Source organism: Pseudomonas sp. AC242, from assembly GCF_979258655.1.
In genome coordinates this window covers 1,514,574-1,540,441 of sequence record NZ_OZ409873.1, presented here as the reverse complement: position 1 = coordinate 1,540,441, position 25,868 = coordinate 1,514,574, and the positions used below count along the sequence as shown (strand labels likewise).

The window sequence follows — 25,868 nt, the reverse complement described above, 5'->3', positions numbered from 1 at the left end:
GCACTCATGCGTTCAAATTCCCCCACTGATAACGCTTGACGCCGTTCTCATCAAACACCTTGCCGCCGTTGTTGTTGATGGTTTGACGAGCGCCGCCGCCAAGAGGGCTGTTCAACTCGAAGTTGCCAGCCTTGTCGATGCGCCATCCCTGTACGCCGGCGATGTAATTATCCGACTGAATGAAGAAGCCAATCTTGGCGTTTCCAATCGAAGCGTCTTGGATGAAAGCAGCATTCATGAACACCTGTCCGCCCTGCACCGCAAACGGAACCGAGATGGCGCCGCCGGCAATGGTGTTGACGATGGCGAATCGATCCGCAGCAACCAGAAACTGGCTTTGCAAGCCTGCGCCAGTGTTCTCGATCCCAAGGCCAATGCCAGCGGCGACGTACTGGCCGTTTGCCGTGACCTGCATCTTCACCGACCACATAGTCGTCAGCTTGCCGGCCGTATCCGCGTAGGCGGTGGACGTCTGCTGAATGGCCGCTGAGTTCTGATCAACCGAAACATTCAGCTGGTCAATTTTCGTCGCCGTTGCCGAAGCGTTGGTGGCCACCACCTGTTCAAGCTGGGTGATGTTGGCTTCGTTCGCGGCGATCTTTGCATCGAACGTGGTGATGCGCTGGGCGGTGGCTTCGTTTTCAGACGCCCTGACCTTGCTTTCAGTCGCTATCGACGCCGTGCTCGTCCAGCCCTTCATTGCGTCGGTAAGATCGCCAACCCCGTCATCCTCTCGATACGCCGCACGCAGAGTCTGCGTAGCCGCTGCCTGCGCGGTGACAACCCCATCGAGCTCGATAATCTCGGCGGTGTTGATCGCCACCTGCTGAGCCAAGCCATTGGCTGTCTCTACCGACTGCCCGACGTCGATCCAATATGTCGGATTCGGTGGCGGAGTCTGCACCGGTACCGCCTTCGCAGCCTGATAGACCCTGCCGTCAACGACGATCATCTGCCCCTTGAGATAGGTCTGCTCTGGCTCATAGCCCTTCAGCCCGTCGAGCGCATCGATTTGATCCTGTAGTCCCGGGATTTTGTCGATTTCGTCAGCGAGATCCTGCCCGAGCTCTGTCTTCGTGATTTTCCCGGCGAGTGCAGCCAGGTACGCCGAGACATCGTTCGATGTCTGCGCAGGCACGTAGAGGAACGAGCTTTTCCCATAGGCGTTCGATGAGCGGACGAAGTAGTAGTAGTTCGTCCAAAAACCCAGCCCCGTATGAGTAAAGGACAGCCCCTGCCCCAGATATTCGGCATCAGCAGAGGTGGCAGTCGGCGACGTGCTGAAGAAGTACTCGTAGGTGCCTCCGTTCAGTCCGTTTTGCGAGTTGCTCGGAATCAGCACGATGCTGTCGATAGAGGACTGCACCACGCAGCTTTCCGGGATTGGTGGGCCATTGATGCTGACGGTGATCGTCACCTCTCCCGATCGCGCCATCGGACCTACAGCGGCGACACTCATGGTGTAATTACCAGACGGCAAGCCGTTGATGGCGCACTCAGTCGAAGTCGACGGGACGTTGTGCGACTGAACCGCTGTCGTGCCTTGTCGCACGATCACGATATATTCCTTCACGATGCCGCTCGGCGGCAGCCAGGACAGTACGCCCTGAATTACTTCCGCAGTGGTGTCCTGAGTCCACGTCAGATTGGTCGGAGTTCCAAGCCCGCCAGAAGGCAGGTTGATGAATCCGATCGGGTTGTACGGCTGCCCCACCGCATCATCGAAGATTGCCGGCTCGTACTGTTTGACCTGAACAGTGCAGCCTTCGCGGTCGCCCATTGACCAATCAGAGACGATGAACTCGCCGAGAATATTCAAAGAAGGCAGGTTCACGCGCACAACTCGGCCAGGCCGGCAGTTGTACCCTGCAAAGTTCATCGGAATGCTGATGGCACCACCAGCGCGGCGCCGGCGCAGCTCCATGTTCGCCAGGCGCTGCGCTTGATAGGGGTCGTTTACATAGGAATAGGTCAACGTTTCCGCCGCCTCTCCGCCGTCTTCAACAATCCATTCGGCAACACTAACTTCCGGGTAGTCCGTCTCTGTCCACGACTGTGACGGGTCGATGAACGTACCGCGAACGGTGTTGATTGCTGAGTCGTTGGTTGGCTCAGTGCTACCAGTCACGGTGCCGATCACCATGTCTTCAGTTATTTCGAAGTCATACGGACCGTAGTAGGCGCCGGCCTGGAACATCCAGCGACCGCCCACGCGGATCAGGTGGCCACCAGCAGCAGCTTCGAGTTTCTGCAAAACGCCAGTGCGCTGCTCGTCCGCACCAATGACGCAGCCACTGCGGTAGCGCTGGCTGGTCGAGCCGTCCGCATTGGTGACGGCCTCGTCGCACACGTTAGCGGCGCTTGCGAAGGTCTCAAAAACGATTTCGTCGTCAGGTACACCGCACCGGGCGCGGAGGTACCACAGCAGATGCAGCGCAGTGTTTGCGCTGTAGCCCGCCGTGTTGCTCCGGGGATCGTAAATGTCCTTGCGGCCGCGCACGACAAAGCGAGTGTCCGGAATGCCGGACGGGAATTTTTCGGCGCTGTAAAAAAGAGAGATGCGTACAAAGGACAAACCACGACCGATCTGTGAGTCTTTCCAGTCCGGGCAGTTGGCCTTGAGGAATGCATTCACCTGCGTCGGCTCGACGACGAGCTCGTAGGTGGCGAACGGACCGAACGAACCAATTTCCTCTTCGCCAAGGTAGATGTTTTCGAGGGCATCGATCGCCCCTTCGCAAAGCACGTACACCAGGTGCAGCCATTCGCCCTCCCCTTGATCGCCAGCCTGCTCCTGCGCCCACACCAGCACGCCACCGGTGGAAACGCGTCCAAGGATGTAGCGCACCGGCGCCTTCGAGGAGCGTACGGTCTGGGCGGACGGCTCGTTGTCGCGCAGCGGCGACTTGGTGTTGAGCTTTTCCTGCTGCTCTGCTGCGTAAAAGGCAAGCGCCGCGCCAGCCACAGCACCCCATGGGCCGCCCTGAGCAAAGCCAACCACCGCGCCGATGACGACTGAAGCGAGTTTCTTAACGCCGCCGCTCATTCAATTCTCCACGCGGCCAATGGCTCGCACTCAACCCGGGCCGCGCCGTCGTCGGTCGCCGCCCAGTAATCTCCCGCCCAGAACACGGCCATGCTTCGGCCGCCGGGCGCGTCGTACAGCACGACGTCACCGCGCTGGATGAATGGCAGTGGCACCCGGGCAAAGTGGGTATCCCACGCCGCCTCAAGGCTGCCGTGCTGCTTCTTCAGCTGCCGCTTGGCCCCGGTTTCCGTCGTGTACTTGCCCCGGTAGTTCTCCGCCGGGTCCACGCCACACACCGAGGCGGCGCAGTCGGCGGCGAACAGGCAGCAGTCAAATTCACCCCATGAAAAAGGCCGCTCTTGGGCGGCCTTGATCGTTTCGTTCAGACGGGTTGTCCAGTCTCGGTAGCGCATGGCTAGCTTCCATAGGTGAATGTCGGCGCGTCCTTCTTCGAGCCCCAGTAAATGGGCCACTCGGACATCTGGGCGATGGCGTAGAAGAACCGGTCGCCCTGATGGCGCGCGCGGTGGTTCTCATCGGTGAATCGTTCGGTACCGGTGCGGCTCCACTCGGCCATGCGGTCGATAACCGGGACAGTGATGCTGTTGCCGTCCTCGCCATTGCCGGCAAAGGAGAACTTCGCCGCGTCCATGCGACCAGAGAACAGAATGTCCGCCGCGTAGTTGCCGGCCTCGTCGAACACCACGAACATGACTTTTGCCATTCGCCCGCGACAGCCCCGGACGTTGGTTTCGGAAAGGATGTAGGCATCCAGGCCGCTCAGGGTCAGTTCCACCGACATGGGCGAACCTGAGTTGTCGCTCTCCTGCGACTGGCTTACCTGGCCGAAATTGCCCACGCCAAGGTAGGTGATGCCGTCGATCACCAGATCACCGGTACCGGTATGCGCGAAGACTATGCCATCGACGAAGTGGAGCTGCACGGCGTACACCGGCATGAAGCGGCCGGTCGCAATGATGTTCACCACGCTCTGGCTGAATGGGAATGCTGATGGCATCAGAACGCCTCCCTGAATTGGTAGCTGCCGTTTGCGATCACCGGCTTTACGGACATCGCCCAGGTGTCGGTGGTCATGCGCATTTCGGAATATGGGTTGAGGTACTCGACGGCGGTACCGGCCGTGAGCGTCCTGCGGATCCGCTTGTTGAGCGACACCGTCACCCTGCCCTGCGCGTTCGCCGACGCTGCATCGGTTATCTCGAACATCTCGCCCGCGATGGTGATGTAGTCGCCGGCAGCAAACACAGCAGCGTTCGCCGGCGCGCCGCCGATGACCATCGACCGCGCTTGCGCGTTGCCGGTGACCACTGAGAGCGCGCCGACGCTGTTGGTGCGCCGGCGCGTGAAGGCCGGCAGATTGAATGTGCCGAACATCCCATCCAGTCGCCCGAGAAACGCCGACAGCTCGCGCTCTTGGGCTCTGGTCAGTAGTCCGAAGGTCAAGGTGCACTGCCAGTAAGCGCCCGGGTAGCCGACAATCTGCTGGGCATTCGAGAGCGTCGAGGTGAACGCCCTGCTGTTGTTGACGATGCCCCACGTCATTTCTGACGGGCGCAGCGAAGCCGGCCACGTGAGAGCCATGCAGTACTCCTTAGATTGCTTAGCGCCGTGCGATGAGCTGGCGGATGGTTCCGTTCATTTTCAGGTCGCGCACGACCAGCTCGTAGCCGCCCTTCGCACCCTGCATTGCCGCCTCGCGCACCATGTTGACGGTGGCGTCATCTGGCGTGCCTTGAAAGCTGAAACTCTGCTGAATGACCGGAGCAGTAGACGAGCCCGACGAGATCGGGACGACATTGGAGGTCGATGCCGCAGCGGTAGCGCCAACGTAGCCGCCATCTGCATACCCTTTAGCGTTCGCGTTCATGCGCTCGAGGAATTCCCGTGCACCTGGCTGGCTCACCGCTTCCTTGCGGACAACGAACTCACCGCCGTGCACCACGCCTTTCGGCTCGAACTTGCCGCCGTCGCCCGTGTAGCCGCCGTCTGAGAAACCGAACTTCGAGCCGTATCCGGCGGCAGATGCGCCCAGAGTGGAGGAAGTTGCGCCGGCGGATCCGGCTGCGAGGCCGTTGCCGGCAGCAGCGCCACCAGCGGTCAGCCCGCTGAAGATCGTGCCGAAGATGCCCACCGCCGCCTGGCGTACCTGAATGCGGATCAGGTCGGCAATGATGCCGTCAGCCAGATCCTTGAACGACAGCTTCCCTGTCTTCACGAACTGGATGATGCCGTCTTCCATGTTGCTGAAGGCGTTGGTGAACAGGTTGCGGGTCTGGCCGGCGACGTCGCGCGCCTGCTCCGAATAGGTCTGAAATGCCGACGAAGCACCGAGCGCCCAGTCCGACTGGGCCTTGTCCACATCCGTGTAGTACTGCTGCTGCATGGCGAGACGGGTTTGCAGGGCCGAACGCAATGCTTCGGTCTGCTGGTTGTACAGCTCGGCGCTGCCTGAGGACTTATCGCCTTTGTTGTAGTCATAGGTCAGCCGATCCATCTGTGACTGGTACGACTGCTGGATGCTCAGCTGTTCCTTCAATCGCTGACGCTGCTGATCGCCCATGCCGAGGCCTGCCAAATCGTTGTCCAATCCGGTCTGGGCGGTCTTCAGCTGCGATTGCAGGTTTTCCTGAAACGCTGCGAGCTTTTGTCGCTGCTCGGCAGCAGTGGACAACAGCTCAGTCTGCTTTTCCAGTGAAGCGTTTTGCTTCTGCTGCGCCAGATTTAGGTCCGCCATGGCGAGGATCTGCTTCTGTGCAGCAGTCAGCGTTTTCTTATCTTTGAGGTCGGCGATTTGCTGTTCCAGTTCGAGCAGCTTTTTGGCTTCGGTGCCGAGTGATTTTGTGCCGTCGGCTTGGCTGCCGATGAGCGCGTTTTGCTGCTGGAGAACTGCGTAGCGCTGCCTTGCCTCGTCGAGCATCCGCTGACCAGCATCCTCATTCACTGCCTTCGGCTTCGGCTGGCTTTTGTCGAAACGTGCTTGAATGGCAGCGACCTCCTTGTCGATTTCAGCCTGAGATTTTCCCGCCTCTAGGCCAACCTTTCTCGCCTCGGCAATGTCCAGAGCGAGCTTTTTCTGCTCAGACATGTTCTTGTTGGTGATGGAGAACCATTTCTCATCGGCCGAAATTGTTGTCCTTCGCTCCTGAAGCTCATGAGATGCCGCTTCCGTGCGCTGAACCTGCGCATCAACCGCTTTTTGGGCGAGCTCTACCTGCTTCTCCAGGCCGGTGATCAAGGCCTTGTCGCCAATTTCCCGCGCGCTTTCCAACTGACCCTGAAGATGCTGCAACTTGAACAGCTCTGGGCTAGCGGAAAGGCCGGTTTTCAGTTCGTTCCATGCAGAGGAAACGCTGGTCTTTACGTCATCCCAGGCTTTTGCCAGCCCCCTCGTTGACTCAACCATTTCCCTGTTTCGGGCGCCCATCTCGTCAGCCACCGCGCCTGCCAACACCTTGATGGCCTCCATGCGGTTGCCCTGCTGTTCCAGCGATCGAATCTGTTCGTAAACTGCTTGAGTGATTACGCCATATTTGTCGCTGTACTCCGCAGCGAGATCTGTGACACTTCCTTTCGTTCGCGACAGCTGATCAGCAATTTCACCGGCGTTTTTGCCGGTGGCTACGGAAAGCTCCGTCGAAGCTCTGGCGACCTCCGTAAACGCATCACCCACCAGTCGGCCGCTGCCGGCCAGCGCCAACACAGCCTGAGTAGCCTCAGTGAAATTACGACCCTTTGCGAGGCTGTTAGAGAGAGCGATCAGATCATCCGCTGTTCGCCCGGCCGCGTCCCCGGTGATGACAAGAGCCTTTCGGTACTGCTCGGCCTGTTCGTAGCCTTTGTAGGCAGCGAGAGCAAATGCTGCGATAGCCGCGCCCGCAATCGTAAATGGATTGACCAAGCCAGCGACATAACCACCCAAAGCCTTTGCGGCAGGGCCGATGCCACCAAACATATCCTTGAGTTGACCTCCTTGTTGCAGCAAGACGGTGAGCGGAGCCTGACCTGCTTGCAATGAGACCGCGATGTCGGTGAATTGCGCCGGTACACCGCGCAATGCTGCGGCAGTCGCTTTTGCTGTCATCCCAGTCTTGCCAAGATCGCCATTGAGGCTGCCGAGCGCGGCACGCTGAGCCGCAATTGCAGTCGACTGATCTCGAATAATGCTGGAAAACTCTTTGTACCCGGCGTCCCCGATATCGCCTCGCTTGAAGGCTGCAGCGAGCTCCGCCTGGCTCTTGGCAAGCTCTTGCTGTTTCTTCCGCAGAGGATCAAGTCGACCTAAGAGCTGTTCAACTTCTTCCCGGTAGTAGCCATAAGACTTTCGCGCACCATCAGCGCTTTTGCCAGACTCACTGAGCCCTGCTCCAACTTTAGCCATCGATCGCTGAGTGGGAATCCCCAAAGACTCCAGCTCTTCAAGCGCCTTGCGTGTGTCCGCAGCCTTTTGCTCAGCGTCTCTGCTATCGATTTCCAAGACCAGTCGTGAGGTCTGAGCCATAAGTTTCTCCGGGCGAAAAAAAGCCCGCTCGATGGCGGGCTCAAATAATCTGAAGGGTAATCAGCTGTAGTCTCCGCTGATCTTGTCGCGGAACATTACGGTGGTCGAATATCCCAGCCGTTGCTCAATAACGTCCGCAGCTTTTTCGGCGTCAGACTTGCTTTCGAAAGCGCCGGCGCCGACGCCGCCAACCTTGATCATTTCGACAACCGGCAATCCAGCCTCGGCAATGGCGTCAGAGACCTTTATCCGGTCTTCCTCGCTGGCGCAGATCACCCTCGCAACCCAGCCGAATCGCAGCGCTGGCACTGCTTGAGAGGCAGATCTGCCGACATCGCCGCCACAGTGCTTGCATTTCACTGCTGCGTTTTTGATGATCTCTGCGCACAGCGGGCAAGGCCTTGTATCGAGCGTTAACGCAGCAGGTGCCTGGGGTTTCCTGCCGAAAATAACCATCAGCAAACCAGCTATCAGAACAACCCCGCCGATCAGGGTGTAATTCTGTCGGTCAGCCATCAACCCAAGGTTGTTAACCCGCCCGAGCCCAGACGGGACAGATACGTCCATCGTTGTCGCGGCAATCAACACGATTATTCCAACGGCGACGATCAGAAAGCCAAGGCCTCTCATATGGCACCCTTGCTATCTTGAGAGCCAATGTTGCCTGACTCCCTGATTACCCATACAAAGAATTCAGCGTTGCCTTTTAGTAGATGTGCGGCCCAATTTGGGCTGTAGGAAACCTCGCGACCATTTACGCCGGTGACACCTTCATCCCAGTCGAGCACAACAAACTTACCCAGCATCAGGCATTGCAACTGATGCTCTTCCTCATCGCTAATGCTGCGCTCGGTTAGCTCCATCAACATACGAGCGCCGTACAAAGCAGCTTGATAATTCTCATTCTGATGAGAAGCCAGTTTAAACCTGCCCCCACCTTCGAACTCTTTCCACTGAGCGATATCTGCCACGCGAAAATCTCCCTGTAATAATGGCAGCAATCTACCACCATCCGCAGGAAGCACCAAAACCCCGCAGGTGCGGGGTCGTGGCTCAATTGAGATCAAGCAACAATTGCATAACCACCGGGTGAGCAGCCATTTGCACGGTAGATGCTATAAATTTCCGACCTCCGAGCATCGAGCGCAGCGAACGAGCTTCGCCCCTCGTTGATCTGGTCGAACACCCTCATCAGCACTCGCGAATCGAGAGTGCGCGCCGAAGCCAGAATCGCCTCGCGATCATCCATGAGACAGAAGTGGCGACTCATCAGCAGGTAGATGTGCGCGACTTCCTGATTGTTGAAGAACAGGCCGTCGATGTCGGGCCGACCGATCCACTCGCCTTCCAGCGCGTAGGCTGCGACGAAGTTACACGCGTCGGCCAAGCACTCAGCCGGGATGAGCGCGGTGCGGTGCACATTGAAGCGCGAGCGCAAACGGCTTTTCATAGTCTGTTTGAAGCTGCGCTGGAGTGAATGAGGGACTGGCGAGGCCTTCTGATCAATCACGCGATCAAGTACGTTCTCGCCGCTGGTGCCGATGACGGCTCCGACGAGATCACCCATGGTTCCGTGGTGATCGACGTAATGTCCGTGCTTGCGGATTGCAGGAAGAACCTCTGACGTGATCCATTTTTTAAAGCGGCGTGCATCATCTTTCCGGCTGGTCAGGATCAGAGAATAGAGTCCCGACTCATTGACGACGTTGAGTTCCTGCATGTTGCGGGAGCCCTTCATACTGTGAAGGGCTTTCTCGTCGTCATCCAGACGGCTCAATGCACGCGTCGTATTCACAATACTCAGCGAATTGCAGACATCGGCTGCGACAAACCATGGCTGGTCATCAATCAGCAAAGTGCGCACCTCTTTCTTGTCAAACCTGAACGGGATGACATTAGATACCGCTGTGCTATGATTCGACATGACGATTTCTTCTCCGAAGTTGATCTCGTTTTCCGAAGCCCTGACGACTCTCACCTCGTCGGGGCTTCTTCGTTTTAGGCTAGCGCCTGCTTGCTCTGCAATTCTCGCCACTTCAAACCCTCCTCTATGAGAAGGCCAAGCTCAGCGTTCAGGCTTCGCCGGTTTTTCTTTGCCTCATCTTCTGCTTGACCCTTTACTGATAATTCCAGGCTAAGCGGATATCGCGATTTCCCAGTCTGCTTCATAAAAACCTCCTTACTCATCACTTGCCATCATTAGGCATCATTTGCGATGTACCGTCAACATCATTTGCCATCATTCTCTTGCGCGAAATATATTTCCCGAACATCATGCTTCCTATACGAATCCATGGAATTACCATGCACCACCCAAAAGGTTTCCCTTCTAGGCTCGTACGCCTGCGAGCAGATGCAGGAATGACGCAACGAGACCTGGCCCAAGCGAGCGGCCTGAGCGTCCCACAGATTGGCCGGTATGAAATGGGCACCTCAAAACCTCGCATGACCGCGCTGGTTAAGCTGGCTAAAGCACTCAATCGAGATGTGTCAGAGCTTGCGGATGCTGACGACCAACCTGAAATTACTGAGGTGAGCTTGGTTTCGGAAGATGATTCATCTATTCCGATTGCCTTGCCAAAGGAATCGTACGAGCGGCTACAAGAGCAGGCGGACGAATACGGCGTCTCTCTCGAAGTAATGCTCAGCGCCGTGGTGATTTGGCACCATTGGCTCCGCAGTGATCCTACAGCCACTTTCGAGGACGCTATAAAACAGTCAATTGAGGGTTTCGAAAATTGGCCGCACTAAGACTCGCCTGTACGAATCCTCAGTAACGCCATTCCGCTCACAGATAGTAGCCTCTCGCCTCACGCACCGGATAACCCCAGTCCTTTGCCTGCAAGCCCAAGGACTGGGATAGCGCCAATCTCGGCGTGCTTGACCTGGAGGGATGTCGAGTTTCGCTACAGCCTTTTAGAGCGCCCCTAACGATCGCTCTATGTTGAGCATAGGGCGTGCAAACGTCTTGCACCCCCAGTTATCACCATCATGGCGACAACTGAATCGAATGACCAAGCCCTGCCCGCCGGACCTAAATATGGAATTAATGCGATGAGCGAACCTATGACTGCCGATGATCTCAATCTCCTCCTAGACAATATTCGAATAGAGATCGGCTACCAAGGCGACGTTACGACCGTCACCTTGAAATCGCACGAAGCAGAGGAATTTGACGCTATCAAGAACGGACTCGACGTTGAAGGGCGCACCGTTCATTTGGATCCGAAGACCAACGAGCTCACGATTGACTCCTCGAATTGCCCAACCTACGAATAATCGGAATCAAGCCTAGCTAAGCGCCAAGCCTCTTCAACTCAAGGTGGTAACCACCTACCTCAACAATAGGGGAAGCAGATGTCAGCTGTTGAAATGGACAACGAAGAGACCATCACCCGAGCTCATGCAAAAATTCACGACTCCGCGATGATGGTCAGCAGGTTAGCCGGTAATGAGCAGCGGCAGCATGGCTACGACTCATACGTTCTTGGTTACCTTGAGGCGCTCAAGGCCGAAAACTTATTAAGCCAAGACTCGTACATGCAATTGGTCGCGGAGCACAAACGAGCATTCAAGGTAGCAAGCCAGCTACACCCAGATGCAGGCAAGCCAGGCGCTTTGCTGCAATAACGCCACCCATGCAGTAACCAGTGTCGGATACCCATTAAGACCCGAAGCAACAAACGGAGCGGCGCAGCATGAGAGATATGACTGATTTACAGCCCAACCCTGACAAACCAGGCTGGTATCGTGGATTTGTCGTAGTCAACACGACGACTAACGAGGTTCACGACATCTATCCTGGGCATCTTGAAGCAATCCAAGAGTCAAAGCGCCTCGGGCCGGATTTCCAGGCACTTGGAGGAGGTTACAGCCCTGAGCATGATCTGTATGAGTATTTCCAGGCAGTAGTTCAGCGATAGTCACAACCGCATAGCGATGTATTGCTAGCATGACTGAGGCTCTCCCCTTCATGATCGCAGATACATAAAGCCCGGCGTGCCCGGGCTTTTTTCCGCCTATACGAATGCCCAGTAGCTCGAAAGCGAACTGCGTAGTAGCGTTCTGCCGGCGATCAACATACGAACTTTTCAAGGAGATAAAATTGAGCGCTTATGCCATACCGGATGGAGCCAAATTCGCGACGATCAAATTTGCGAGGAGAGACGGGAATGTTTACACACTCCCTCCAGGCAGCCCGGTCATCGTGGCGGCGCTTAGGCACGACCCAGAACATGGCGCCGGGGCGCGAGAACTTACCGGACTCAAGCCGGTTTACGCGCTCTTAGATACCGGGGCTGATTTCAATTTTGCGACTCCGGAGTTGATCGCCGAATCCGGGTGCCCTCAGATAGGTTCAGCCAGGGTACGTAGCGCAACGGGCTGGATAGATTCGACTAAACATCTGGCCCACATCTTCCTTCCCGAAACCGGAACTCAGTACGAGACTGATGTATTTTCATCTCCCCTCATTGACGAGGGAGGGACAGGCCAGAGTTTCATTATCGGAATTCTTGTCATTAAATCAGGAAGGCTCGTCATGGATTACAAGAGCAACATCTTCCGTTTCTATGTCAACTGAATCCGCTCTGGCGTAGCACTCCTGAAAAATATACCCCTGTCGATAATCGGGGATATCCAGCGCGACCTCTCCAAGGGCACTGCTCTCCTCAGCAGGGGTCGCGACTCTGATACAACGAGCGCGAGCCAAGCTTTCACTTTCCATAGCGCCCTCCTCAAGCGTTCACTCGTCATTAGCGGCTATGCACACCGCGTCCAGCGCAAACATCACATCGTCAATCTCATCACGCGGCAGTGGCGACGGGTGCGACTCCAGCCAGTCGGAGATCTCCCGCGCCGATAGAGGAAGCGGGAATGCCCCGGCCATGCCGGTGATGTACCGGCGCCCACGGCAGATATTGCGGTACAGGTTCAGCAGATACGCGGTGATCGGGTCTCGTTCTGGTTCATCCGGTACCGCCATCTTCAGGCGCGAGTAGACCGCCCGGCGCTTTTCGCTTTCGCCGCCCCACTCTTGCTCCCACTCGAAGCGGGCAAGGGCTTTCCCACCGACTCGGCTCGCTCCTCGGCGGCATCGTTGGCAGCCAGCGCGCCTTCGCGCAGCACGAAGATAAAGAACTCGATGTTGTTTTCCAGCAGCTCAGCAGCCACTGACGGGCTGTACTTGATCGGGTTGCCCTCGGCATCCAACACGCCTTCCCAGTCCTTCACAATGAAGTGGCTGAGCAGCATCGAGTGATTCTGGTGCTCAGTCTTCTCGCCGGCGACCACGCCTACCTGCCCCTCTTCAAACCGCGCATCGTTGCGCTGAATACGACGGCGCATGCGCTCCAGCGCAACTTGGTACTCAGGGTTGTCGATGCTGGCCAGCAGCACCTTGGTGTCCTTGTCGAAGCTCGCCCAGCGTTCGCCGGTGATTGCCGGCTTCTTTTTGCCAAGTTGAAGTGCCATGGTAATTCCTCAACGCCGCGCCAATAAAAGGGCCACCCCGGCCGGCGTGAATGCCGGGGCAGCCAAAGGTCGAGCAGGTTTATGCAGTGATGGTGATCGACGCCGTGCTGGTTTTGGTGACGTCCGAAGCGCTGGTAGCGGTGATCGTCGCGGAGCCAGCGGAAACGCCGGTTACCAGACCGGAAGAGCTAACGGTGGCAACGCTCGGCGCCGAACTGGACCAGGTGACGTTTTGCGCGGCTTCGGCCGGCAACGCCGACGCAGTGAGCTGACGAGTCGCGGCTACCGCAATGGATGCGGTCGTAGGCGCCACCGAGACGCTGGTCACCGGCACGAACGGAACGCGGGTGATGGTCGGGCTGACCTTGGCAACGGTGTAGTTCAGCGTCACCTCGATCAGGTCGCGCTTGCCGCCATTCGGCAGTTCGCCATCCACTTCCACTGATGGAAAGTTGAAGGTGTACTTGTTGCCCAGGCTGTCGGTGATCGGGAACACGACGCCGATTGGCGCGCGGGTGAAGGTGTTCTTCCAGATCTCCCAGGCCCGCTTCGACCAGGCCAGCGTGATGCTGCCGGTGATGGCCGCCTCGGTCGCAATGTGTGCACCCGGGCCGAGACTGTCAGAGCCGAGGCAGCGCTGCGTTTGCAGGCTGTTGTCGAGGTTGACGGTCATGGCCGACACACAGGCCACACCTTCCAGCGACTGGCCATTCACCAGGATCGTGCCGACGTTGTTGTTCGACAGGAACGGCGTGGTGGTCGGCGCATTCGGCGAGACGACAATCGGCGTGTCGCCATCGGTGTAGTCCAGGCACGCCATGTTGAACGTGGCGGTCACCTTGCCTTCCGACGGGATGTCGAGTGCGAAGGTCGAGACGTGCGCACCCTTGAACACGCCATAGACGCCGACGTCGTTGTAGCCCTTGGCGATGCTGAAGGTGTGGCGGGTATCGCCTACGCGCAGCACGTCAGCCGTCCATACGCCGTAGAAGGCGGCTTCGAGCAACTGATCGAAGGAGCCGAACGAGAACTCCGCCGTCAAATCGCCGCCGATATCGATGCTGGTGGCCACCGAGCCTTGGCTCAGGCGGGTGTCGGTGATTTCGTCGCTGACTTCGGTATTGACGGTCGGGGTCAGCGCGTTGCCGGTGAGGCGCAGCGTGTCCCAGGTGCCGACGGGAGTAACGCCTGGCGTCACCTCCGCAATGATGTGGCTTACAACTTTTGCGCCAGAGCTCATTGGAGCCTCCTATTCGCGGGCATAAAAAAACCCGCTCATGGCGGGGCTGGCTGTAGAACAGATGAACTTTCATCGCTTAGGATCGAGCCCTTACTTACGGAATAAGGGATAGCGCTGATGGATGCCGATACCTGGAAGCTTGTTGTCGATATCTCACAAGCCTCTGCAGCAATCGCTGGCGGACTGTCAGCAGTCTTCGCAGGATGGGCAATTCGGAAGGCTTCGAAAGATCGCAAGAACACCCATCTTTTGAATCATGCGAAGTCAAGCTTGGAGCGAGCATTTTCGGCCTTATGCGAGGGAACACCCGCTGGAAGGCCGCCGGCTCCTGATCGACTTGCTTGGCTGACATGCGCTCGACTGATTGAGGAGTACAAATCAACAAAATGCTTAATTAAAGAAAAGCTGACTCTGAGAGAGTGTGAAAGTCATGAGGAGCATTGGAGGCACCAGTTTTTCCTCCGGCTCGAACCACTTGGGCAAATGACTCAGGAGTATTACAGCAACGGTTTGAACGGTGTCGAACTCCACAAGGCATCAGCAATAATCGTTCATGCCTTCTCTGAGTGGCCAGAAGGAAAAGCGGACACACTGGATAAATATCGCGGTGGCGCAGACGCTGCAAAGAAACTGGGAGTATCACCTCGCTGGTTTGCGCTTCGCCAATATTGCGGACTGCCTTAGCCGGCGCGAAACCGGATGTTGACGTTGATTTGGTAGAAGCCCTCGAACTCGCCGGCGACCACTTGGCTGGCCTCCATGCATTCAAGGTCGCCGGACATCCAGTAGGCGAAGTGCGCTTCGAGCGCGTCGGCGAGTTCGTTGATGGCCTTGGTACCGGTGCGCTCGCGGGCAAAGCATTGAATGCTGATCTGCCCGGGCTTGCGGGTGTGTGGTCGGTCGGCCATGCCGGCCATGAATGCCGAGGCGTACTGGATATTCAGCCGGCACCAGAGGCCGGCCGCCGGTGGCGTGAACACTGCCGGCTGGTTCGGGTAATCGATCCGCGCCTGGTCAATGCCAGTGAAGGCGACCATGCGTCCGGTGATGAGCGCCCTGATCTGCTCGAAGGTCATTTGTAGGCCTCGGATACGCCGATGAACGCGAGGTCATAAACCCCGCCGGGCGCCTGCGTGGAATGCCCCAGTTCCAGCATCTCGCCGTAGGGGCTGTTCGTTTGGATGTAGATGACAGGAAACTGGCCTGATGCCTTGATGAGCATGCTGCCCTTGCTGATCGTTTCGCGGCCGGACGGGTCGATATTGTCGGTCACGGTCATATCGGGCGCGCCGATCGATACCAGATGACTGCCTCGGAACGTGCCGCCGATGTAGCCCTTCCCCGCTGCCTGCGCTTTGACGAAGTAGTTTTCTTCGCGCTCGCGCTTGGTCAGCTTCTTGAAGGCTCGGCCACCGGTGCGCGCAGCGTTGCGGGCGTCGACGTTCGCGTCATACGCATCCGCCAACGCCACGTTCTTCGTGCGCAACGCCACGTTGGCCTGCCACAGGTCAGGGTTGCCCACAGGTGAGCGATTCACCACCTCCGTGAGCATGGCGGTCGCGATGACGCGCGCCATCTGGGTGATGTCCTCGCCAGCCTGATCGGCGAAGTCCGTGAGGCTATGGCTCCAGCCCGCCTTGTTCGTCATCAGACTTTCCTCAGCTGGATCTCGTAATGGGCGCCGGCCGGGTCAGTCTGGACGTTGACCACATCGAAATCGTTGATCTTGTGGCCGATGTCCGGAACCCCGCCGATGGTTTCGTTGGTAAGCGCGATCAGCAGTTGGTCGGTGGCGCGGATGTTCACGCCATCGACCTGAGCAATCTTGAACGCGTCGAACACGCCCCGACCGGTGTAGGCGATCACAACAGGGTCGCCCGCCGCCTCAGTGACCGGATCCCACGTTCCCGGCAGCGTCACGCCACCGCTGAATAGCTTCACGGCGTCCGCCAGATCAGTGTCGAAGGCCTCGGCCAGATCCGCCTGGATCTCTTCACGTAGGCCCATGGGTCACCTGTATACGTTGAAGCTGAAGCCGCTGGCACGCCATGGTGCGAGCAGCCCCAGTGCGAACTGGACGCCATCGGGCAGCGCGGTAGATTTGGTGGTGTCGATCGAGGCGAACGTCTTGCTGGTGGTCACCGATCCGGCCTTCACCGTCTTGGCCTCCAGCGATCCCTCGGTCTGCTGTTGGTACAGCTTCCCCTCGGAGGCGACAACCGCCAGCTCGGCGCCGGCCTGCTTCACCTCTTCCGGAATGGCATCCATGTCGATGCCGACCAGGTTGAGCGAGGTCAGATAGGCATTCGCCTGCAACACCGCCCGGGCCTTTTTGTCATCTTGAGCCCATGAAGGCCCAAGGATGGCGTCAACGTCCGCCACGGTGATGTAGGTAGCCATCAGGCCTCCGCTTGAATGAGTGGGGCCGAAGCCCCGAGTGTTACTGGTTGGCCTTCAGCAGCGCGAGCAGCTCAGGCTTCGAGTCGTTGACCTTGTAGCCAAAACCCTTGGCGTCGAGCTGTTCCTTGATCTGCGCGACGGTCAGTTCATCGAGAGCTGAGCCGTTGCTCTGCGATGCAGGAGTCAACCGCGCGACGTCTGCACGGAGCAATTCAACTTCACCCAACAGTTCATCACGCTTGCTCTTCAGCGAGGCGATGCCGTCGTGAATGGAGGTCAAGGCATCGAACAGACGAATCGGCAATTCGCCGGCGCCAGGATGTTCCAGCGGAGCGAGACCTTCGGCTGCTTCGATCAAAAGCACGATGCCGTCGCGCTCTGCATTCAACTTGTCGATCAGCTCCTGCAGCGCTGCGACATCAACACCGCCTTGGCCGTCGATCACCAGTACCGGCACCGGAGCAGCCTGTCGCAGTGTCACTTTAGGAACATCGACAGCTTCACCCTCGCGGTCTTCAGTGACGTTGGCATCAACAATTCGCAAGCCTCGTTCTTTAGCCAGCGCCTTTACGTTTTCCCGGTACTGGTGGAACGGGCCGGGCAGATACCAGATTTTGTTGCTCATGATCATGTCCTCGCGGAGCCGGGCACAAAGCCCGGCTCCGCAGTCAGGGTTACTTGGAGGCGTCACCGATTAGAGCCACACCGGCGGTGTGCTTGATGCTGGTGGCGGTCTTGTCCCAGTTGGTGCCGGTCGCCAGCTCGGCATCAGTCGGAGACTTGCCGCCGGCGGTGGTATCCCAGGTGTAACCCTTCAGGCCCAGGCCGAAGGTGTAGTCGGTCTGCAGCGTGGTCTCGATGCGCTCCTTTCCGTTGGTGGTCTGGACGTTGCTGATGATGTCCCGACCGTCGTGCACCATCGCCGCGCCCTGCACCAGCGACAGGACGATTTCCTTGTTCGGCGTACCGGTCTGCATCAGCGCCGGGGCGTCGGTCACTACCGAGATCTTGCCGAGGATGTCCACCACACGAACGTTGCCTGCTTGGAACAGTTGCTCGCTGTTAGTGAGCGCTTGGCCGACCAGCTTGTGGTAGGTGGTGCCCTGCATAATCTGGGTGACCAGCGACTGACTCGCATCGCCGAACTTCGCATGGGCGTTATTCAGTGCGGCCTGGCTGATGCCGGCGGTTGCAGACACGTCGTTGACGGCTGCCGCCTGAGCGGTGATCGCGGCCACCAGCGCAGCGATGGCAGTGTTCAACTGATCCTTCAGCAGGATCTCGGCGAACGCACGCGATGCCACTTCGATGCCCTGCGCGGTTGGGCGCTCCAGCCAGGTCATCTGCGATGGCTCGTAGCGGATCGGGCCGAAGCCACCAGCCACCTTCACCGAGGAGTTCTTCAGCTCGGTCAGGTCGGTGATCGGTGCGGCGCCGTTGGCGGCATAGCGATCGACGCGGCGCTGGGCGGCAGCCAGGGTCTGGAAGAACGACTCCTGGAGGAAGTCGCCAGTGAAACCGTCAGGCGACAGCAGGATGGCGCCACGGCTGGCTGCGTTGAACGCGACCAGCATCTGATCCAGCGTCTCGATGGTCGCCGGCATTACGTATTCGTTGAAGACCTGCATTTGCGACAGGGACATGAGTGATTTTCCTTATTTCTGAGGGAGGTCTGGGAACCGGCTCGCGATTGCGGCCTGTCGTTCCTCTTTGGTGCCGCCGATGTTTCCTTTTGCGGCCCCGCCGCCTTTGCCAGCACCGCCGGCCCCGCCGCCCGATGCCTTGCTGCCAGCGATCAGCGGACCAAAGGCCGGATCGTTGGTGAATTCTGCTTTCAGCTCGTCCAGCGTTGCCGCCGAGAGCTTGCCGGCAGCGTCCAGCACGACGACGGTTGGTTTGCCGTCGCGCTGCTCAACGCTGAGCCGGCGTTCGATGTGGGGAAGCAATGCCTTGGAGCTGCCAGGAATGGCCAGAGTGGTCGCGATCTCGGTAGCAGTACGGCCCACAGTCAGATCCCGGATCTGGCCTTGCAATGTGCTATTCGTGCTTTCGAGTTGGCCGGTCAGCTCAGCTTCGCGGCGTGCGTACTTCTCAGACCAGGATTTTTCGAGCTCTTCGACGTTGCCGGACTTGCGCAGCGCCTCTTCACGATCCAGGCGTGCCTGGTCCTCGGCGGCTTTACGTTTTTCGGCCTCTGCCTTCTTTTCGTCCAGCAGCTCTTGGACTTTGGATTTCAGGCCGGAAACATCTTCCGGCTGTGGCAGCCCTTCGATGCCAAGGACGAACTTGCCGTCTTTCTCGACGTACAGGGCCTGGATGGATTCGTCGACGCCTTCGAGGCTGTCCAGTTGGAATTTCAAGGTCATTGCTGTCTCCCAGAGACGTAGTGCAGGCCCTGCCTGCGGGCATAAAAAAACCCAGCACGAGCTGGGTTCACAAAAACAAAAGCCGCCTAAAAAGGCGGCTCACTGATACTTAGTTACGGTCAATCTTGGAGAAGCACAACCACGGAGACAGGCGCGCCATCAGGAGACAAATCATGACCCACCGGCAAAAAATTACATTGTTGATTGCCTTCGGCGTCCTTGTAGCCATGCGTAACTTCTCGCCTAACAGTTCCCGATACCCGCTCGTATCCATCGCGCGTCGCGCTCTGAGAAACAACAAGTGCATTCGGATCATACGTCTGAAGCTTAGAAATCAACTGTCCAACTGTGAGCGACATTTCCTATTTCTCCCTGATAAATGGATGCAGCGGCAGATAGCCACCATCTATCGAACGCTAACTCATTTGTTCAGCAACTCAAAGGCCATAGGCTCACGGTCGCGAAGTTCTTTCAGGGTCAATGTTTTGCCGTTATCGTCGATGAACTTGTCGAGGGTCAGTTCACCTTTGCTGAACAGCGCATACCGGTTCGGCCCGAGAATGTCGCGCTGAAACGATGCAGGTTGCCGACCCAGCCATTCCTGATAGCTGGTCTTGCTGGACACCAGCGTCACCCCGTCAGGGCCGATTGAGGGCCGCGTCGAACCTTTGATCTCGCGGGCAAACTCGTCTTTCAACACAGGAATGAGCGTTGTGCGGCAGCCCCAGTGATACGGCGGCTTCGGCCCATCCAGCGGGATCACCGTCTGGTCTACGCTCATGCAGAACAGCGTGGTCTTCGAGTCCAGAGTCGCCACCCTGCGCATTCCCGCGAGGATGTCGTCGTTCGCCTTCAGCGTCTCCACTCGCGCCGTGCTGGCGATGTGGTTGGTCATGGTGCGAACCAGTGCGCCGGCCTGATCTTGCTGCAGCTGGTGAACGCTGGTCAGGCGCCGACTGATCTGCTGGCTAGTCTCGCCCAAGCTCGAACCGATCTGAATCTCGCCGATGATCTCGGCGGCCTTCTTGGTTCCGAACTGGTCGAGTGCGCCGCTGATGCTGATGCGCTGAATGCCCTTGCGCGCTTCGAGTTGCAGCGGATCAGCCAGTGCCGCGGCAGAGATCATCTCGGCCGATGGCGCATTGAGTTGAACCACCGCCCGCACCACCTTGCCCAGCATCGTCGCGTTGAACTGGGCCTCGTAGGTGGCGAACTCGCCGAGATCCAGCTGAGCGCGCCCTTTGAGGTCGTCGTAGATGCCCCGCAAGTCGCCCTGAAGCGTTTCGATCTGAGAGTTGTACCGGCGCGTACCGTAAGCGCTTAGGCCGTCCGAAACGCGCTGCTTGGCGGTCTTGATTGCTTTGCTGATGAACGACGCCACGCGCTTCAGGTTTCCGCCTGCATACCGCTGAACGTAAATCTGGTGACGCGTGGCGGCGTCCTCAAGAAAGCCTTCATTACTCATCGTTTCCGCCTACCGGTGGCGCCCTGGCCAGCTCTTCGTCAATCTTCTCGTCGGTGCGATCTGCCTCAAGCACGCCGCCCTGACGCAGGTTCACCCGGACGTCAGACTTCGCAATGAAGCCCTGCTGCCACAGTTGCACCTGGGCCAGGATGTCTTGCGCGGTCATGGTTTCGTCGAAGAACGACTGGTTGAGCCAGAACACCGTGCCCTTCTCGTCCTGCGCGTCCATCATGAAGCGCTCGGCGTCGAGGATGGCTCGCTTCAGGGCCTCGGATACGTTGCCGGCGATTGTGCCCAGCACGCTGTTGTCCGAGCTGTACCGGATTCGAACAGCCTCTGCCGTCTCGGCGCCGCTGCCCTTCTGGACGACACGGGCGCCGATCATCAGCATCTGCTCTTCCTTGTCCTTCATCAGGGTTCGGGCGAGCTGGGTTTCGGTGGCCTGCAGCATGACTGCGGATCCGGACTTCCCGAGGTTGTGGCCCCGGCGCGAGCCAATGTGCAGACCGTTCGGGTTCAGCTTCGCGAACTCGTCGGCTTCGATGCTGGTGGTGATGAACAGCGTCGGCTGGCTACTGATGAAGCCACTCTCCTCCACCGTGGCGCTGTTGCCGTAGTGCAGGATGTTGACGTCGGCCAGGTCTTCGAGAGGCGACTTGTCGATACTGGCGTCGTTGTTCTGGGCGCCGTAGAAGCTGAACGGGATGTGATCGAAGGGCTGGCCAGCCTTGTCAGTAGGCTGCGCCTCCTCGACGCTTGCTTCGCCTTCCTTGTAGACCCGCTGTATGTATTTCCCATCGACCAGCAGCAGGACTCGGTTCTGTGTGTATGTGTCGCGGGACAGATCGGTAGCGTTGAACTCGGAAACGCATTCCCGCAGGTTCACATACACCAGGCGCTTTACGCCGTTGATCACCTGCTCATCCCAGTCGATGATCGACAGAGCGTCGTAGTGATGGATCAAGGCGCGCTTGGTGGCGAGATCAGCCATCGAGCTGACACCGCTTTCAGTGGCAACTGTCGGGAAGTCGACCAGAAAGCCACCTCGCCCGCTGTCCAGGCACTCGCCAACCGATTCCTTCGACAACTGCTCAAGGCTGGTGCCGTCGCCGCTGGCGTTCTCCTTCAGATACTCAACCGCGGTCGGCAGGGATAGTTCGGCAGTCTTGCGAAACACCGCACCCATCAAGCCGGTGCGAGTGCGACCGGTGATGTTGAGGAACATCGCCCGCTTCTTGTACTGCTTGTAACGAGCCAGATTCTCCGGTGATTTGTTTTCCGGATCTGGCATCGGCAAGTATTCGTCGTGCTTGCGCACCTCTCGCGCACCGGCTACGCAGCGTTTCACCAACTGCCAGCCAGGCAGGGCTTGTGCGTACTCTGCCCGGGGAGTACTGAAATTCGCCATGGATGGCCTCAGAAGCTGAATGTGACAGGTATGTGAGTCATGGTGACGCGCTTGGTCTTGGCCACAGCGAAGTAGCGGAAAGCGTCAGCAGGGTGAGACGCCCAGTCATGCAGCGGCCGGTCTTTCCAGCAGCCCTTCTTGTCGTCCCACTCTTTGCGGTAGTTCTCCAGCGCCGTGATGCCCTCCTCGCACTTCGCCTCGTCAAAGGCGCAGTGGGCGAGGATTTCCCGTGCTTGATCGATGCCATCGTCCACGCCGATCTTCGGCACGACCTGGAACGTCATGCGGTAGTGCTGGCCGTCGATCTCGTAGCCTTCGCGCGCCATTTCCCGGCGGGTCTTGGCATCGCTGCCGAACTCGCGGTTGTCGATGTCGTGCGGCCCCCAGTGCTCGGAGTAGGTGTACCCCTTGTCTTTCAGCACCTTCATGTAGTGCCGCAGGCCTTCCCCGCTGTTCTGGTAGAAGTCGATGACGTGGTACTCGTTGCCGACCTGACGCACGAACCAGATGGCCGTGGAGTCTCCGACGCCGATGTCCCAAAAGGTCATCACCGGCAGGTGGCTGTTGTTTGGCAGCGTGCCGATGCGCTGAGCGGCATACAGCTTGGTGAACTGCTGGGCGTAGTAGGCGCCCTCGATCGACTGCTGAAAGGCTTCGGCCGGGATCGACGGGTATTCCCGCTTCATGTCGTCGCCGAGGGTCTTCTCCTTGGCGGCGTACCAGGCGCGCTGGCCGGGGTTGGTGTCGATGCCGTGCTTGGCGAAAAGCTCGTTGAAGTAGTCGGTCAGGCGCTGCGGGATGACCGCTTCGGCTGGATCGAGCCAGTAGGCCTTGTTTTTCCACCAGCTGAAGAAGAAGAACTTCCAGTCCAGCTTGCCGAGAGGCGTACCGGACAGCAGTTGCTTCTCTGCGCTCTGCGAGTAGTCGAAGAAGTAGCCCGCCCGCCCCTCCGCCGTCGATTCAATCGTGACAAAGCAGTCAGTGGCCACCGCCTCGAAGGCACCGGTTACGATCTCTCTGGCCTTGTGGGGAAACTTGGCGCATATCTTCCCGAACTCGGACACGTGCAGGTAACGCAGCGTGCCGCCCCGGAACGAGGTGCTGACGTAGAGCGAGCCGCCCTTGCTGAATACCAGCTCACCGGCGGCGTCGTTGCTCGCAGGGTTCGCAGCGCGGATCTCTTTCGGCAGGTTGTCGTAGGCGTACTTCACCTTCTCCCGGAACAGGCGCTTGGCGTCGTTCAGGGTGTGGGCGATCAGCGCGCATTTGGCCGACTCAAACAGAGCGGCGTCCAGCTGGATGATGCAGCACTCGGTGGTAAAGCCGAGCTGCCGAGCCTTCAGGATGATGTTGCGGGTATGCATCCCGTCGAAGTATTCAATCTGCTCGTCCGTCATCCGGAAGCGGACTTTCTTGCCCTGTTTGTCGGTAATGAAGTAGAGATTGTTCAACCGCCAACGCTTATCCCGGAGCAGCTTCATGTGCTCGGGCTTCATGTCAGGCGTCCTTCGATAGTTCGTCCATCATCTTCGAGAGTTCGTCGGCTTCGTCCGTCTTCTCCTTCTCGTCCAGGCTGTATGCCTGACGCTCCAGAACCTGCAGGTTCTTCATTGCAGAGGAAAGCTGGAACAGTGTTTTGGAATTGCTGGGCAGCGAGACCGCGGCGAGCATTGAGGCGCGGCGCATACCGTTGTTGTCTTCGGATGTCTCGGCCTCGATGTCTTCTTCGATCTCTTCGCGGCGCTGGATGGTCGACAGCAGATCGTCCATCAACAGGTTCGCAAGATTCGTCGCCTTGCGAATGTCACGCCGGTGGCTGCGAACCACCCGGGCGCCTTCCTCGGCGGCCTCTTCGATGATCTCAGCATCGAGTTCGCAGTTCGCGCCTTGGTCGTTGCGAACCTCGCCGCGAACCAACTTGCTGCGAACCTCTTTACGTACCTGGTCAGAAAGGTCTCTTGCCCATCCGAGGGCTTTGGCTTTCTTCCTGATAGCGGTGTCGCTCACGCCCTGGCGCTCAGCGATGGTTCTGATGGAAAGCGACCCGGCCCGGTAGGCTCGTTCGATCGCCTCCCAGTCGGGTTGCTTGGTTGTCATGTCGCCTCTCTGGTGCTTGAAATAGTGGCGCGTAGCCGGTATTGGTGAGGCTCAACTCATCAGCAAGGACAGCAATATGTCAGTAACACTGAACGCTTCGACCCTTAATGCAGCGAATGCCAGTCTCGACGCAAAGGTCAACCGGGCCCATGCCGTCGCCGCAGCTTTGGAGGTGATCGCGGCAAAAGCTGGTGGCGCAGATGCCACTGGGCTTTCTCGCGAATTCCATAACCTTTCAGCCTATGCCGATCAGATTCAGGAAGCTTTGAAGGTTAAGTGATCCATCCGTGCCGCACTCACCTGCGGCACACCTACCTCGCGTCACCACTCATCAGCAGAAGGAATGGCAGACGATGCCTATCGAAGAGTTTGGCGGCAAGAACAACTACAAAATTGCTCCGCCGCTACCACAGCACCTTGAGCACCAACCGATTTACGCAATGCCATACCAACCATTCGATGGCATCTATCGCAAAAACACTGACGCACGATATCTATCAGTTGGATTGTCGCAATGGGGGCACGAGGATCTATCCCTGAAAATCATGCGCTACAGGGACCAATGGTCACGTCAGTCTGAGGAGATCCCCCTCCATAGAGTTATCGATTCGACTGTTTTTCTTGCGAAGGTTTTGCTGGATAGAGACCAGCAAAGCGTAGAGATAGAACGAAATCTTTTTGTAGATCAGCCAGAAGGGTTTCGAGTACAAGAGGAATCCGTAACGGCTACTGACATCCAGAAGTTTGAGGCTTTTTTAGAGACTCACAATGACGAACTGAAAGAACGCTTCAACAAGCTTTTTCAGCTGCTCAGTAGCCTCAAAACACAGGGTAAGCTCTAACTATCAAGTCTCAGATCGCGACACAATTTTCTCGTTTGCGAAACGTGTCGCGACCTACTTGCTCTGACTGCGCTTGATCTGTGCGTCCACTTGATCTGCACAGGTGTCGAGCAGGTTGATGGCTTGGTTCTTCAATTCCCACAGCTGGCCGTTGTCGGCGAGGTCCTCATCAGCTACACGCTCACACGGCACCAGCTCAGGGGGTTCGACTCTTACTGCCGCTGTCTTTGTTACCACCGCCGGCTTTCCCGCGCAGGCCGTCAGGCAGAGGCTGAGCAGCCCAATCACGAACAGGCTTGCTGTTGCGCTTGAGTTCTTCAAAGTTCTTCTCCGCCTTTTTGGCTTTGGCCTGGCTTGCCTGTAACCGCTTGTTCAGGTCTTTCTGGTAATCGGCGTTGCGTTGGGCTTCGGCGCGTAGCGTGGTGATCGCGGCCTGGCTTTCGAGGTTGGCGTCGACCGCCTTCTTCTTCTCGCTGGCTTCGAATGCCACCTCCCCGCGAAGAGCGACGACGCGCGACTGCTGAATCCCAATGAGGAGCAGGCCGACCAGGGCGATGATGATTGCAGCAGCGAACGTCTTCATGCGACATCCGCCTTGCGACCGAGGAAGCGGGTCACCAGCTCGCGAATGGCTGTCACGCCGAGGAAGCCGATCGTGCCACCGGCAGCGACCGACAAACTGGAAGGCCAGGCCATCCACTCGATAATGCTGGATGCGACCAAGCTCAGCGATCCACAGATCAGCGCCTCGAACACAATCCGGCGCTTACTGGTTTCCTTCGCGTCGTACATGACTCGAAGCAACGATACGGTGATGGACATGATCACGCCCTGCCAGAGCGGATTGCTCAACGCCAGCCAGATCTTGGCCCATGTGTCTGGCTTGTCAGGCATGTTTGGCATCCGGGTTGCCTCCCCCTTGGGGAGATTGATAAATCCGGCGTCCGCTGCACTCCCAGCTCGGGGCTATGGGTGTGGGGAGCCGAAAACGAAAAAGCCCCGCACAGTGGCGAGGCTTTGGAAGAGAAAAT

The 25,868-nt window shown here is 58.2% G+C and carries 33 protein-coding genes; 7 read left to right on the top strand and 26 right to left on the bottom strand.

What is annotated here, in order from left to right; all coding sequences use genetic code 11:
- Positions 1-4: 4 nt before the first annotated feature.
- The 8 genes from ACZZ0A_RS07065 to ACZZ0A_RS07030 all read right to left on the bottom strand — a co-directional run bounded on the left by ACZZ0A_RS07065 (position 5) and on the right by ACZZ0A_RS07030 (position 9,582).
- A complete protein-coding gene (locus ACZZ0A_RS07065) occupies positions 5-3,046 on the bottom strand; it encodes a phage tail tip fiber protein (protein ID WP_463542733.1) in 3,042 nt (1,013 codons plus the stop codon).
- Positions 3,043-3,441: a DUF6950 family protein gene (locus ACZZ0A_RS07060; protein ID WP_336352963.1), complete on the bottom strand. Its 399-nt coding sequence runs from the start codon at positions 3,439-3,441 to the stop codon at positions 3,043-3,045. The genes ACZZ0A_RS07065 and ACZZ0A_RS07060 overlap by 4 nt, the downstream gene beginning before the upstream one ends.
- Before the next feature lie 2 nt (positions 3,442-3,443).
- Positions 3,444-4,046 carry a hypothetical protein gene (locus ACZZ0A_RS07055; protein ID WP_463542732.1) on the bottom strand — a complete coding sequence of 201 codons (603 nt, stop codon included), beginning with the start codon at positions 4,044-4,046 and terminating at the stop codon, positions 3,444-3,446.
- Complete coding sequence (locus ACZZ0A_RS07050; RefSeq protein WP_463542731.1) at positions 4,046-4,630, bottom strand: hypothetical protein; 585 nt, start codon at positions 4,628-4,630, stop codon at positions 4,046-4,048. Before ACZZ0A_RS07050 ends, ACZZ0A_RS07055 begins: the two co-directional genes overlap by 1 nt.
- Before the next feature lie 19 nt (positions 4,631-4,649).
- The gene (locus ACZZ0A_RS07045; RefSeq protein ID WP_463542730.1) at positions 4,650-7,547 is read right to left on the bottom strand and encodes a phage tail tape measure protein; all 2,898 of its coding nucleotides are present in this window, start codon (positions 7,545-7,547) and stop codon (positions 4,650-4,652) included.
- 60 nt (positions 7,548-7,607) lie between these two features.
- Positions 7,608-8,177, bottom strand: a complete 570-nt coding sequence (locus ACZZ0A_RS07040) for a hypothetical protein (RefSeq protein ID WP_463542729.1) — start codon at positions 8,175-8,177, stop codon at positions 7,608-7,610.
- Positions 8,174-8,518 carry a hypothetical protein gene (locus ACZZ0A_RS07035; RefSeq protein ID WP_463542728.1) on the bottom strand — a complete coding sequence of 115 codons (345 nt, stop codon included), beginning with the start codon at positions 8,516-8,518 and terminating at the stop codon, positions 8,174-8,176. The genes ACZZ0A_RS07040 and ACZZ0A_RS07035 overlap by 4 nt, the downstream gene beginning before the upstream one ends.
- A gap of 92 nt (positions 8,519-8,610) precedes the next feature.
- On the bottom strand, positions 8,611-9,582 hold the full coding sequence (locus ACZZ0A_RS07030; protein WP_463542727.1) for a BRO-N domain-containing protein: 972 nt from the start codon (positions 9,580-9,582) through the stop codon (positions 8,611-8,613).
- Positions 9,583-9,851: 269 nt separating this feature from the next.
- Between ACZZ0A_RS07030 and ACZZ0A_RS07025 the strand changes: the two genes are divergently transcribed.
- The 4 genes from ACZZ0A_RS07025 (at position 9,852) to ACZZ0A_RS07010 (ending at position 12,129) form a co-directional block, all read left to right on the top strand.
- Positions 9,852-10,298 (top strand): helix-turn-helix domain-containing protein, encoded by a 447-nt coding sequence (locus tag ACZZ0A_RS07025; protein WP_463542726.1) that lies wholly within the window; start codon positions 9,852-9,854, stop codon positions 10,296-10,298.
- A 303-nt stretch (positions 10,299-10,601) separates the two neighbouring features.
- Complete coding sequence (locus ACZZ0A_RS07020; protein ID WP_463542725.1) at positions 10,602-10,826, top strand: hypothetical protein; 225 nt, start codon at positions 10,602-10,604, stop codon at positions 10,824-10,826.
- Between the two features lie 78 nt (positions 10,827-10,904).
- Positions 10,905-11,177 carry a hypothetical protein gene (locus tag ACZZ0A_RS07015; protein WP_463542724.1) on the top strand — a complete coding sequence of 91 codons (273 nt, stop codon included), beginning with the start codon at positions 10,905-10,907 and terminating at the stop codon, positions 11,175-11,177.
- A gap of 475 nt (positions 11,178-11,652) precedes the next feature.
- On the top strand, positions 11,653-12,129 hold the full coding sequence (locus ACZZ0A_RS07010; RefSeq protein ID WP_463542723.1) for a hypothetical protein: 477 nt from the start codon (positions 11,653-11,655) through the stop codon (positions 12,127-12,129).
- Between the two features lie 162 nt (positions 12,130-12,291).
- On the opposite strand, the gene ACZZ0A_RS07005 is transcribed toward ACZZ0A_RS07010, so the two are convergent.
- From ACZZ0A_RS07005 to ACZZ0A_RS06995, 3 genes are all read right to left on the bottom strand, one after another.
- Entirely contained in the window at positions 12,292-12,531 is a 240-nt protein-coding gene (locus ACZZ0A_RS07005; RefSeq protein WP_463542722.1) for a hypothetical protein, read from the bottom strand.
- Positions 12,532-12,533: 2 nt separating this feature from the next.
- Complete coding sequence (locus ACZZ0A_RS07000; protein ID WP_463542721.1) at positions 12,534-13,019, bottom strand: hypothetical protein; 486 nt, start codon at positions 13,017-13,019, stop codon at positions 12,534-12,536.
- Positions 13,020-13,098: 79 nt separating this feature from the next.
- Positions 13,099-14,259, bottom strand: coding sequence for a phage tail tube protein (locus tag ACZZ0A_RS06995; RefSeq protein ID WP_463542720.1), 1,161 nt, complete (start codon positions 14,257-14,259; stop codon positions 13,099-13,101).
- 117 nt (positions 14,260-14,376) lie between these two features.
- On the opposite strand from ACZZ0A_RS06995, the gene ACZZ0A_RS06990 reads away from it, so the two are divergent.
- Positions 14,377-14,943 (top strand): hypothetical protein, encoded by a 567-nt coding sequence (locus ACZZ0A_RS06990; protein ID WP_236169782.1) that lies wholly within the window; start codon positions 14,377-14,379, stop codon positions 14,941-14,943.
- Here ACZZ0A_RS06990 and ACZZ0A_RS06985 read toward each other — a convergent pair.
- The 12 genes from ACZZ0A_RS06985 to ACZZ0A_RS06930 all read right to left on the bottom strand — a co-directional run bounded on the left by ACZZ0A_RS06985 (position 14,940) and on the right by ACZZ0A_RS06930 (position 23,995).
- Complete coding sequence (locus tag ACZZ0A_RS06985; protein ID WP_236169781.1) at positions 14,940-15,335, bottom strand: phage tail terminator-like protein; 396 nt, start codon at positions 15,333-15,335, stop codon at positions 14,940-14,942. The genes ACZZ0A_RS06990 and ACZZ0A_RS06985 overlap by 4 nt on opposite strands.
- Positions 15,332-15,907 (bottom strand): HK97 gp10 family phage protein, encoded by a 576-nt coding sequence (locus tag ACZZ0A_RS06980; protein ID WP_401186931.1) that lies wholly within the window; start codon positions 15,905-15,907, stop codon positions 15,332-15,334. Before ACZZ0A_RS06980 ends, ACZZ0A_RS06985 begins: the two co-directional genes overlap by 4 nt.
- Entirely contained in the window at positions 15,907-16,266 is a 360-nt protein-coding gene (locus tag ACZZ0A_RS06975) for a hypothetical protein (RefSeq protein WP_463542719.1), read from the bottom strand. The genes ACZZ0A_RS06980 and ACZZ0A_RS06975 overlap by 1 nt, the downstream gene beginning before the upstream one ends.
- Before the next feature lie 3 nt (positions 16,267-16,269).
- Positions 16,270-16,659 carry a DnaT-like ssDNA-binding protein gene (locus ACZZ0A_RS06970; protein ID WP_463542718.1) on the bottom strand — a complete coding sequence of 130 codons (390 nt, stop codon included), beginning with the start codon at positions 16,657-16,659 and terminating at the stop codon, positions 16,270-16,272.
- A gap of 40 nt (positions 16,660-16,699) precedes the next feature.
- On the bottom strand, positions 16,700-17,284 hold the full coding sequence (locus tag ACZZ0A_RS06965; protein WP_463542717.1) for a hypothetical protein: 585 nt from the start codon (positions 17,282-17,284) through the stop codon (positions 16,700-16,702).
- Between the two features lie 49 nt (positions 17,285-17,333).
- Positions 17,334-18,302: a major capsid protein gene (locus ACZZ0A_RS06960; protein WP_047297589.1), complete on the bottom strand. Its 969-nt coding sequence runs from the start codon at positions 18,300-18,302 to the stop codon at positions 17,334-17,336.
- Between the two features lie 12 nt (positions 18,303-18,314).
- Complete coding sequence (locus ACZZ0A_RS06955) at positions 18,315-19,025, bottom strand: hypothetical protein (RefSeq protein WP_150602398.1); 711 nt, start codon at positions 19,023-19,025, stop codon at positions 18,315-18,317.
- A gap of 119 nt (positions 19,026-19,144) precedes the next feature.
- Entirely contained in the window at positions 19,145-19,384 is a 240-nt protein-coding gene (locus ACZZ0A_RS06950; RefSeq protein WP_463542716.1) for a hypothetical protein, read from the bottom strand.
- Positions 19,385-19,446: 62 nt separating this feature from the next.
- Complete coding sequence (locus ACZZ0A_RS06945; RefSeq protein ID WP_463542715.1) at positions 19,447-20,490, bottom strand: phage head morphogenesis protein; 1,044 nt, start codon at positions 20,488-20,490, stop codon at positions 19,447-19,449.
- Positions 20,483-21,898 carry a DUF4055 domain-containing protein gene (locus tag ACZZ0A_RS06940; RefSeq protein WP_463542714.1) on the bottom strand — a complete coding sequence of 472 codons (1,416 nt, stop codon included), beginning with the start codon at positions 21,896-21,898 and terminating at the stop codon, positions 20,483-20,485. The genes ACZZ0A_RS06945 and ACZZ0A_RS06940 overlap by 8 nt, the downstream gene beginning before the upstream one ends.
- 8 nt (positions 21,899-21,906) lie before the next feature.
- On the bottom strand, positions 21,907-23,394 hold the full coding sequence (locus ACZZ0A_RS06935) for a terminase (protein WP_463542713.1): 1,488 nt from the start codon (positions 23,392-23,394) through the stop codon (positions 21,907-21,909).
- 1 nt (position 23,395) lies between these two features.
- Entirely contained in the window at positions 23,396-23,995 is a 600-nt protein-coding gene (locus ACZZ0A_RS06930) for a hypothetical protein (protein ID WP_131671980.1), read from the bottom strand.
- A gap of 76 nt (positions 23,996-24,071) precedes the next feature.
- Between ACZZ0A_RS06930 and ACZZ0A_RS06925 the strand changes: the two genes are divergently transcribed.
- Both ACZZ0A_RS06925 and ACZZ0A_RS06920 read left to right on the top strand, forming a co-directional pair.
- The gene (locus tag ACZZ0A_RS06925) at positions 24,072-24,275 is read left to right on the top strand and encodes a hypothetical protein (protein ID WP_463542712.1); all 204 of its coding nucleotides are present in this window, start codon (positions 24,072-24,074) and stop codon (positions 24,273-24,275) included.
- Positions 24,276-24,348: 73 nt separating this feature from the next.
- Positions 24,349-24,837, top strand: coding sequence for a DUF6530 family protein (locus ACZZ0A_RS06920; protein ID WP_463542711.1), 489 nt, complete (start codon positions 24,349-24,351; stop codon positions 24,835-24,837).
- A 54-nt stretch (positions 24,838-24,891) separates the two neighbouring features.
- Here ACZZ0A_RS06920 and ACZZ0A_RS06915 read toward each other — a convergent pair whose 3' ends face one another.
- From ACZZ0A_RS06915 to ACZZ0A_RS06905, 3 genes are read right to left on the bottom strand one after another with little or no spacing between them, the layout of a single operon-like run.
- Positions 24,892-25,074, bottom strand: coding sequence for a hypothetical protein (locus ACZZ0A_RS06915; protein WP_047297581.1), 183 nt, complete (start codon positions 25,072-25,074; stop codon positions 24,892-24,894).
- A complete protein-coding gene (locus tag ACZZ0A_RS06910) occupies positions 25,034-25,420 on the bottom strand; it encodes a hypothetical protein (protein ID WP_463542710.1) in 387 nt (128 codons plus the stop codon). The genes ACZZ0A_RS06915 and ACZZ0A_RS06910 overlap by 41 nt, the downstream gene beginning before the upstream one ends.
- A complete protein-coding gene (locus ACZZ0A_RS06905) occupies positions 25,417-25,740 on the bottom strand; it encodes a phage holin, lambda family (protein WP_463542709.1) in 324 nt (107 codons plus the stop codon). The genes ACZZ0A_RS06910 and ACZZ0A_RS06905 overlap by 4 nt, the downstream gene beginning before the upstream one ends.
- Positions 25,741-25,868 lie beyond the last annotated feature (128 nt).

Coding starts and splice junctions, on each gene's coding strand:
- ACZZ0A_RS07065 (WP_463542733.1), bottom strand. CDS start 3,046: ATGAGCGGCGGCGTTAAGAAACTCGCTTCAGTCGTCATCGGCGCGGTG.
- ACZZ0A_RS07060 (WP_336352963.1), bottom strand. CDS start 3,441: ATGCGCTACCGAGACTGGACAACCCGTCTGAACGAAACGATCAAGGCC.
- ACZZ0A_RS07055 (WP_463542732.1), bottom strand. CDS start 4,046: ATGCCATCAGCATTCCCATTCAGCCAGAGCGTGGTGAACATCATTGCG.
- ACZZ0A_RS07050 (WP_463542731.1), bottom strand. CDS start 4,630: ATGGCTCTCACGTGGCCGGCTTCGCTGCGCCCGTCAGAAATGACGTGG.
- ACZZ0A_RS07045 (WP_463542730.1), bottom strand. CDS start 7,547: ATGGCTCAGACCTCACGACTGGTCTTGGAAATCGATAGCAGAGACGCT.
- ACZZ0A_RS07040 (WP_463542729.1), bottom strand. CDS start 8,177: ATGAGAGGCCTTGGCTTTCTGATCGTCGCCGTTGGAATAATCGTGTTG.
- ACZZ0A_RS07025 (WP_463542726.1), top strand. CDS start 9,852: ATGCACCACCCAAAAGGTTTCCCTTCTAGGCTCGTACGCCTGCGAGCA.
- ACZZ0A_RS07020 (WP_463542725.1), top strand. CDS start 10,602: ATGAGCGAACCTATGACTGCCGATGATCTCAATCTCCTCCTAGACAAT.
- ACZZ0A_RS07015 (WP_463542724.1), top strand. CDS start 10,905: ATGTCAGCTGTTGAAATGGACAACGAAGAGACCATCACCCGAGCTCAT.
- ACZZ0A_RS07005 (WP_463542722.1), bottom strand. CDS start 12,531: ATGGCGGTACCGGATGAACCAGAACGAGACCCGATCACCGCGTATCTG.
- ACZZ0A_RS07000 (WP_463542721.1), bottom strand. CDS start 13,019: ATGGCACTTCAACTTGGCAAAAAGAAGCCGGCAATCACCGGCGAACGC.
- ACZZ0A_RS06995 (WP_463542720.1), bottom strand. CDS start 14,259: ATGAGCTCTGGCGCAAAAGTTGTAAGCCACATCATTGCGGAGGTGACG.
- ACZZ0A_RS06990 (WP_236169782.1), top strand. CDS start 14,377: ATGGATGCCGATACCTGGAAGCTTGTTGTCGATATCTCACAAGCCTCT.
- ACZZ0A_RS06985 (WP_236169781.1), bottom strand. CDS start 15,335: ATGACCTTCGAGCAGATCAGGGCGCTCATCACCGGACGCATGGTCGCC.
- ACZZ0A_RS06980 (WP_401186931.1), bottom strand. CDS start 15,907: ATGACGAACAAGGCGGGCTGGAGCCATAGCCTCACGGACTTCGCCGAT.
- ACZZ0A_RS06975 (WP_463542719.1), bottom strand. CDS start 16,266: ATGGGCCTACGTGAAGAGATCCAGGCGGATCTGGCCGAGGCCTTCGAC.
- ACZZ0A_RS06970 (WP_463542718.1), bottom strand. CDS start 16,659: ATGGCTACCTACATCACCGTGGCGGACGTTGACGCCATCCTTGGGCCT.
- ACZZ0A_RS06965 (WP_463542717.1), bottom strand. CDS start 17,284: ATGAGCAACAAAATCTGGTATCTGCCCGGCCCGTTCCACCAGTACCGG.
- ACZZ0A_RS06960 (WP_047297589.1), bottom strand. CDS start 18,302: ATGTCCCTGTCGCAAATGCAGGTCTTCAACGAATACGTAATGCCGGCG.
- ACZZ0A_RS06955 (WP_150602398.1), bottom strand. CDS start 19,025: ATGACCTTGAAATTCCAACTGGACAGCCTCGAAGGCGTCGACGAATCC.
- ACZZ0A_RS06950 (WP_463542716.1), bottom strand. CDS start 19,384: ATGTCGCTCACAGTTGGACAGTTGATTTCTAAGCTTCAGACGTATGAT.
- ACZZ0A_RS06945 (WP_463542715.1), bottom strand. CDS start 20,490: ATGAGTAATGAAGGCTTTCTTGAGGACGCCGCCACGCGTCACCAGATT.
- ACZZ0A_RS06940 (WP_463542714.1), bottom strand. CDS start 21,898: ATGGCGAATTTCAGTACTCCCCGGGCAGAGTACGCACAAGCCCTGCCT.
- ACZZ0A_RS06935 (WP_463542713.1), bottom strand. CDS start 23,394: ATGAAGCCCGAGCACATGAAGCTGCTCCGGGATAAGCGTTGGCGGTTG.
- ACZZ0A_RS06930 (WP_131671980.1), bottom strand. CDS start 23,995: ATGACAACCAAGCAACCCGACTGGGAGGCGATCGAACGAGCCTACCGG.
- ACZZ0A_RS06925 (WP_463542712.1), top strand. CDS start 24,072: ATGTCAGTAACACTGAACGCTTCGACCCTTAATGCAGCGAATGCCAGT.
- ACZZ0A_RS06920 (WP_463542711.1), top strand. CDS start 24,349: ATGCCTATCGAAGAGTTTGGCGGCAAGAACAACTACAAAATTGCTCCG.
- ACZZ0A_RS06910 (WP_463542710.1), bottom strand. CDS start 25,420: ATGAAGACGTTCGCTGCTGCAATCATCATCGCCCTGGTCGGCCTGCTC.
- ACZZ0A_RS06905 (WP_463542709.1), bottom strand. CDS start 25,740: ATGCCAAACATGCCTGACAAGCCAGACACATGGGCCAAGATCTGGCTG.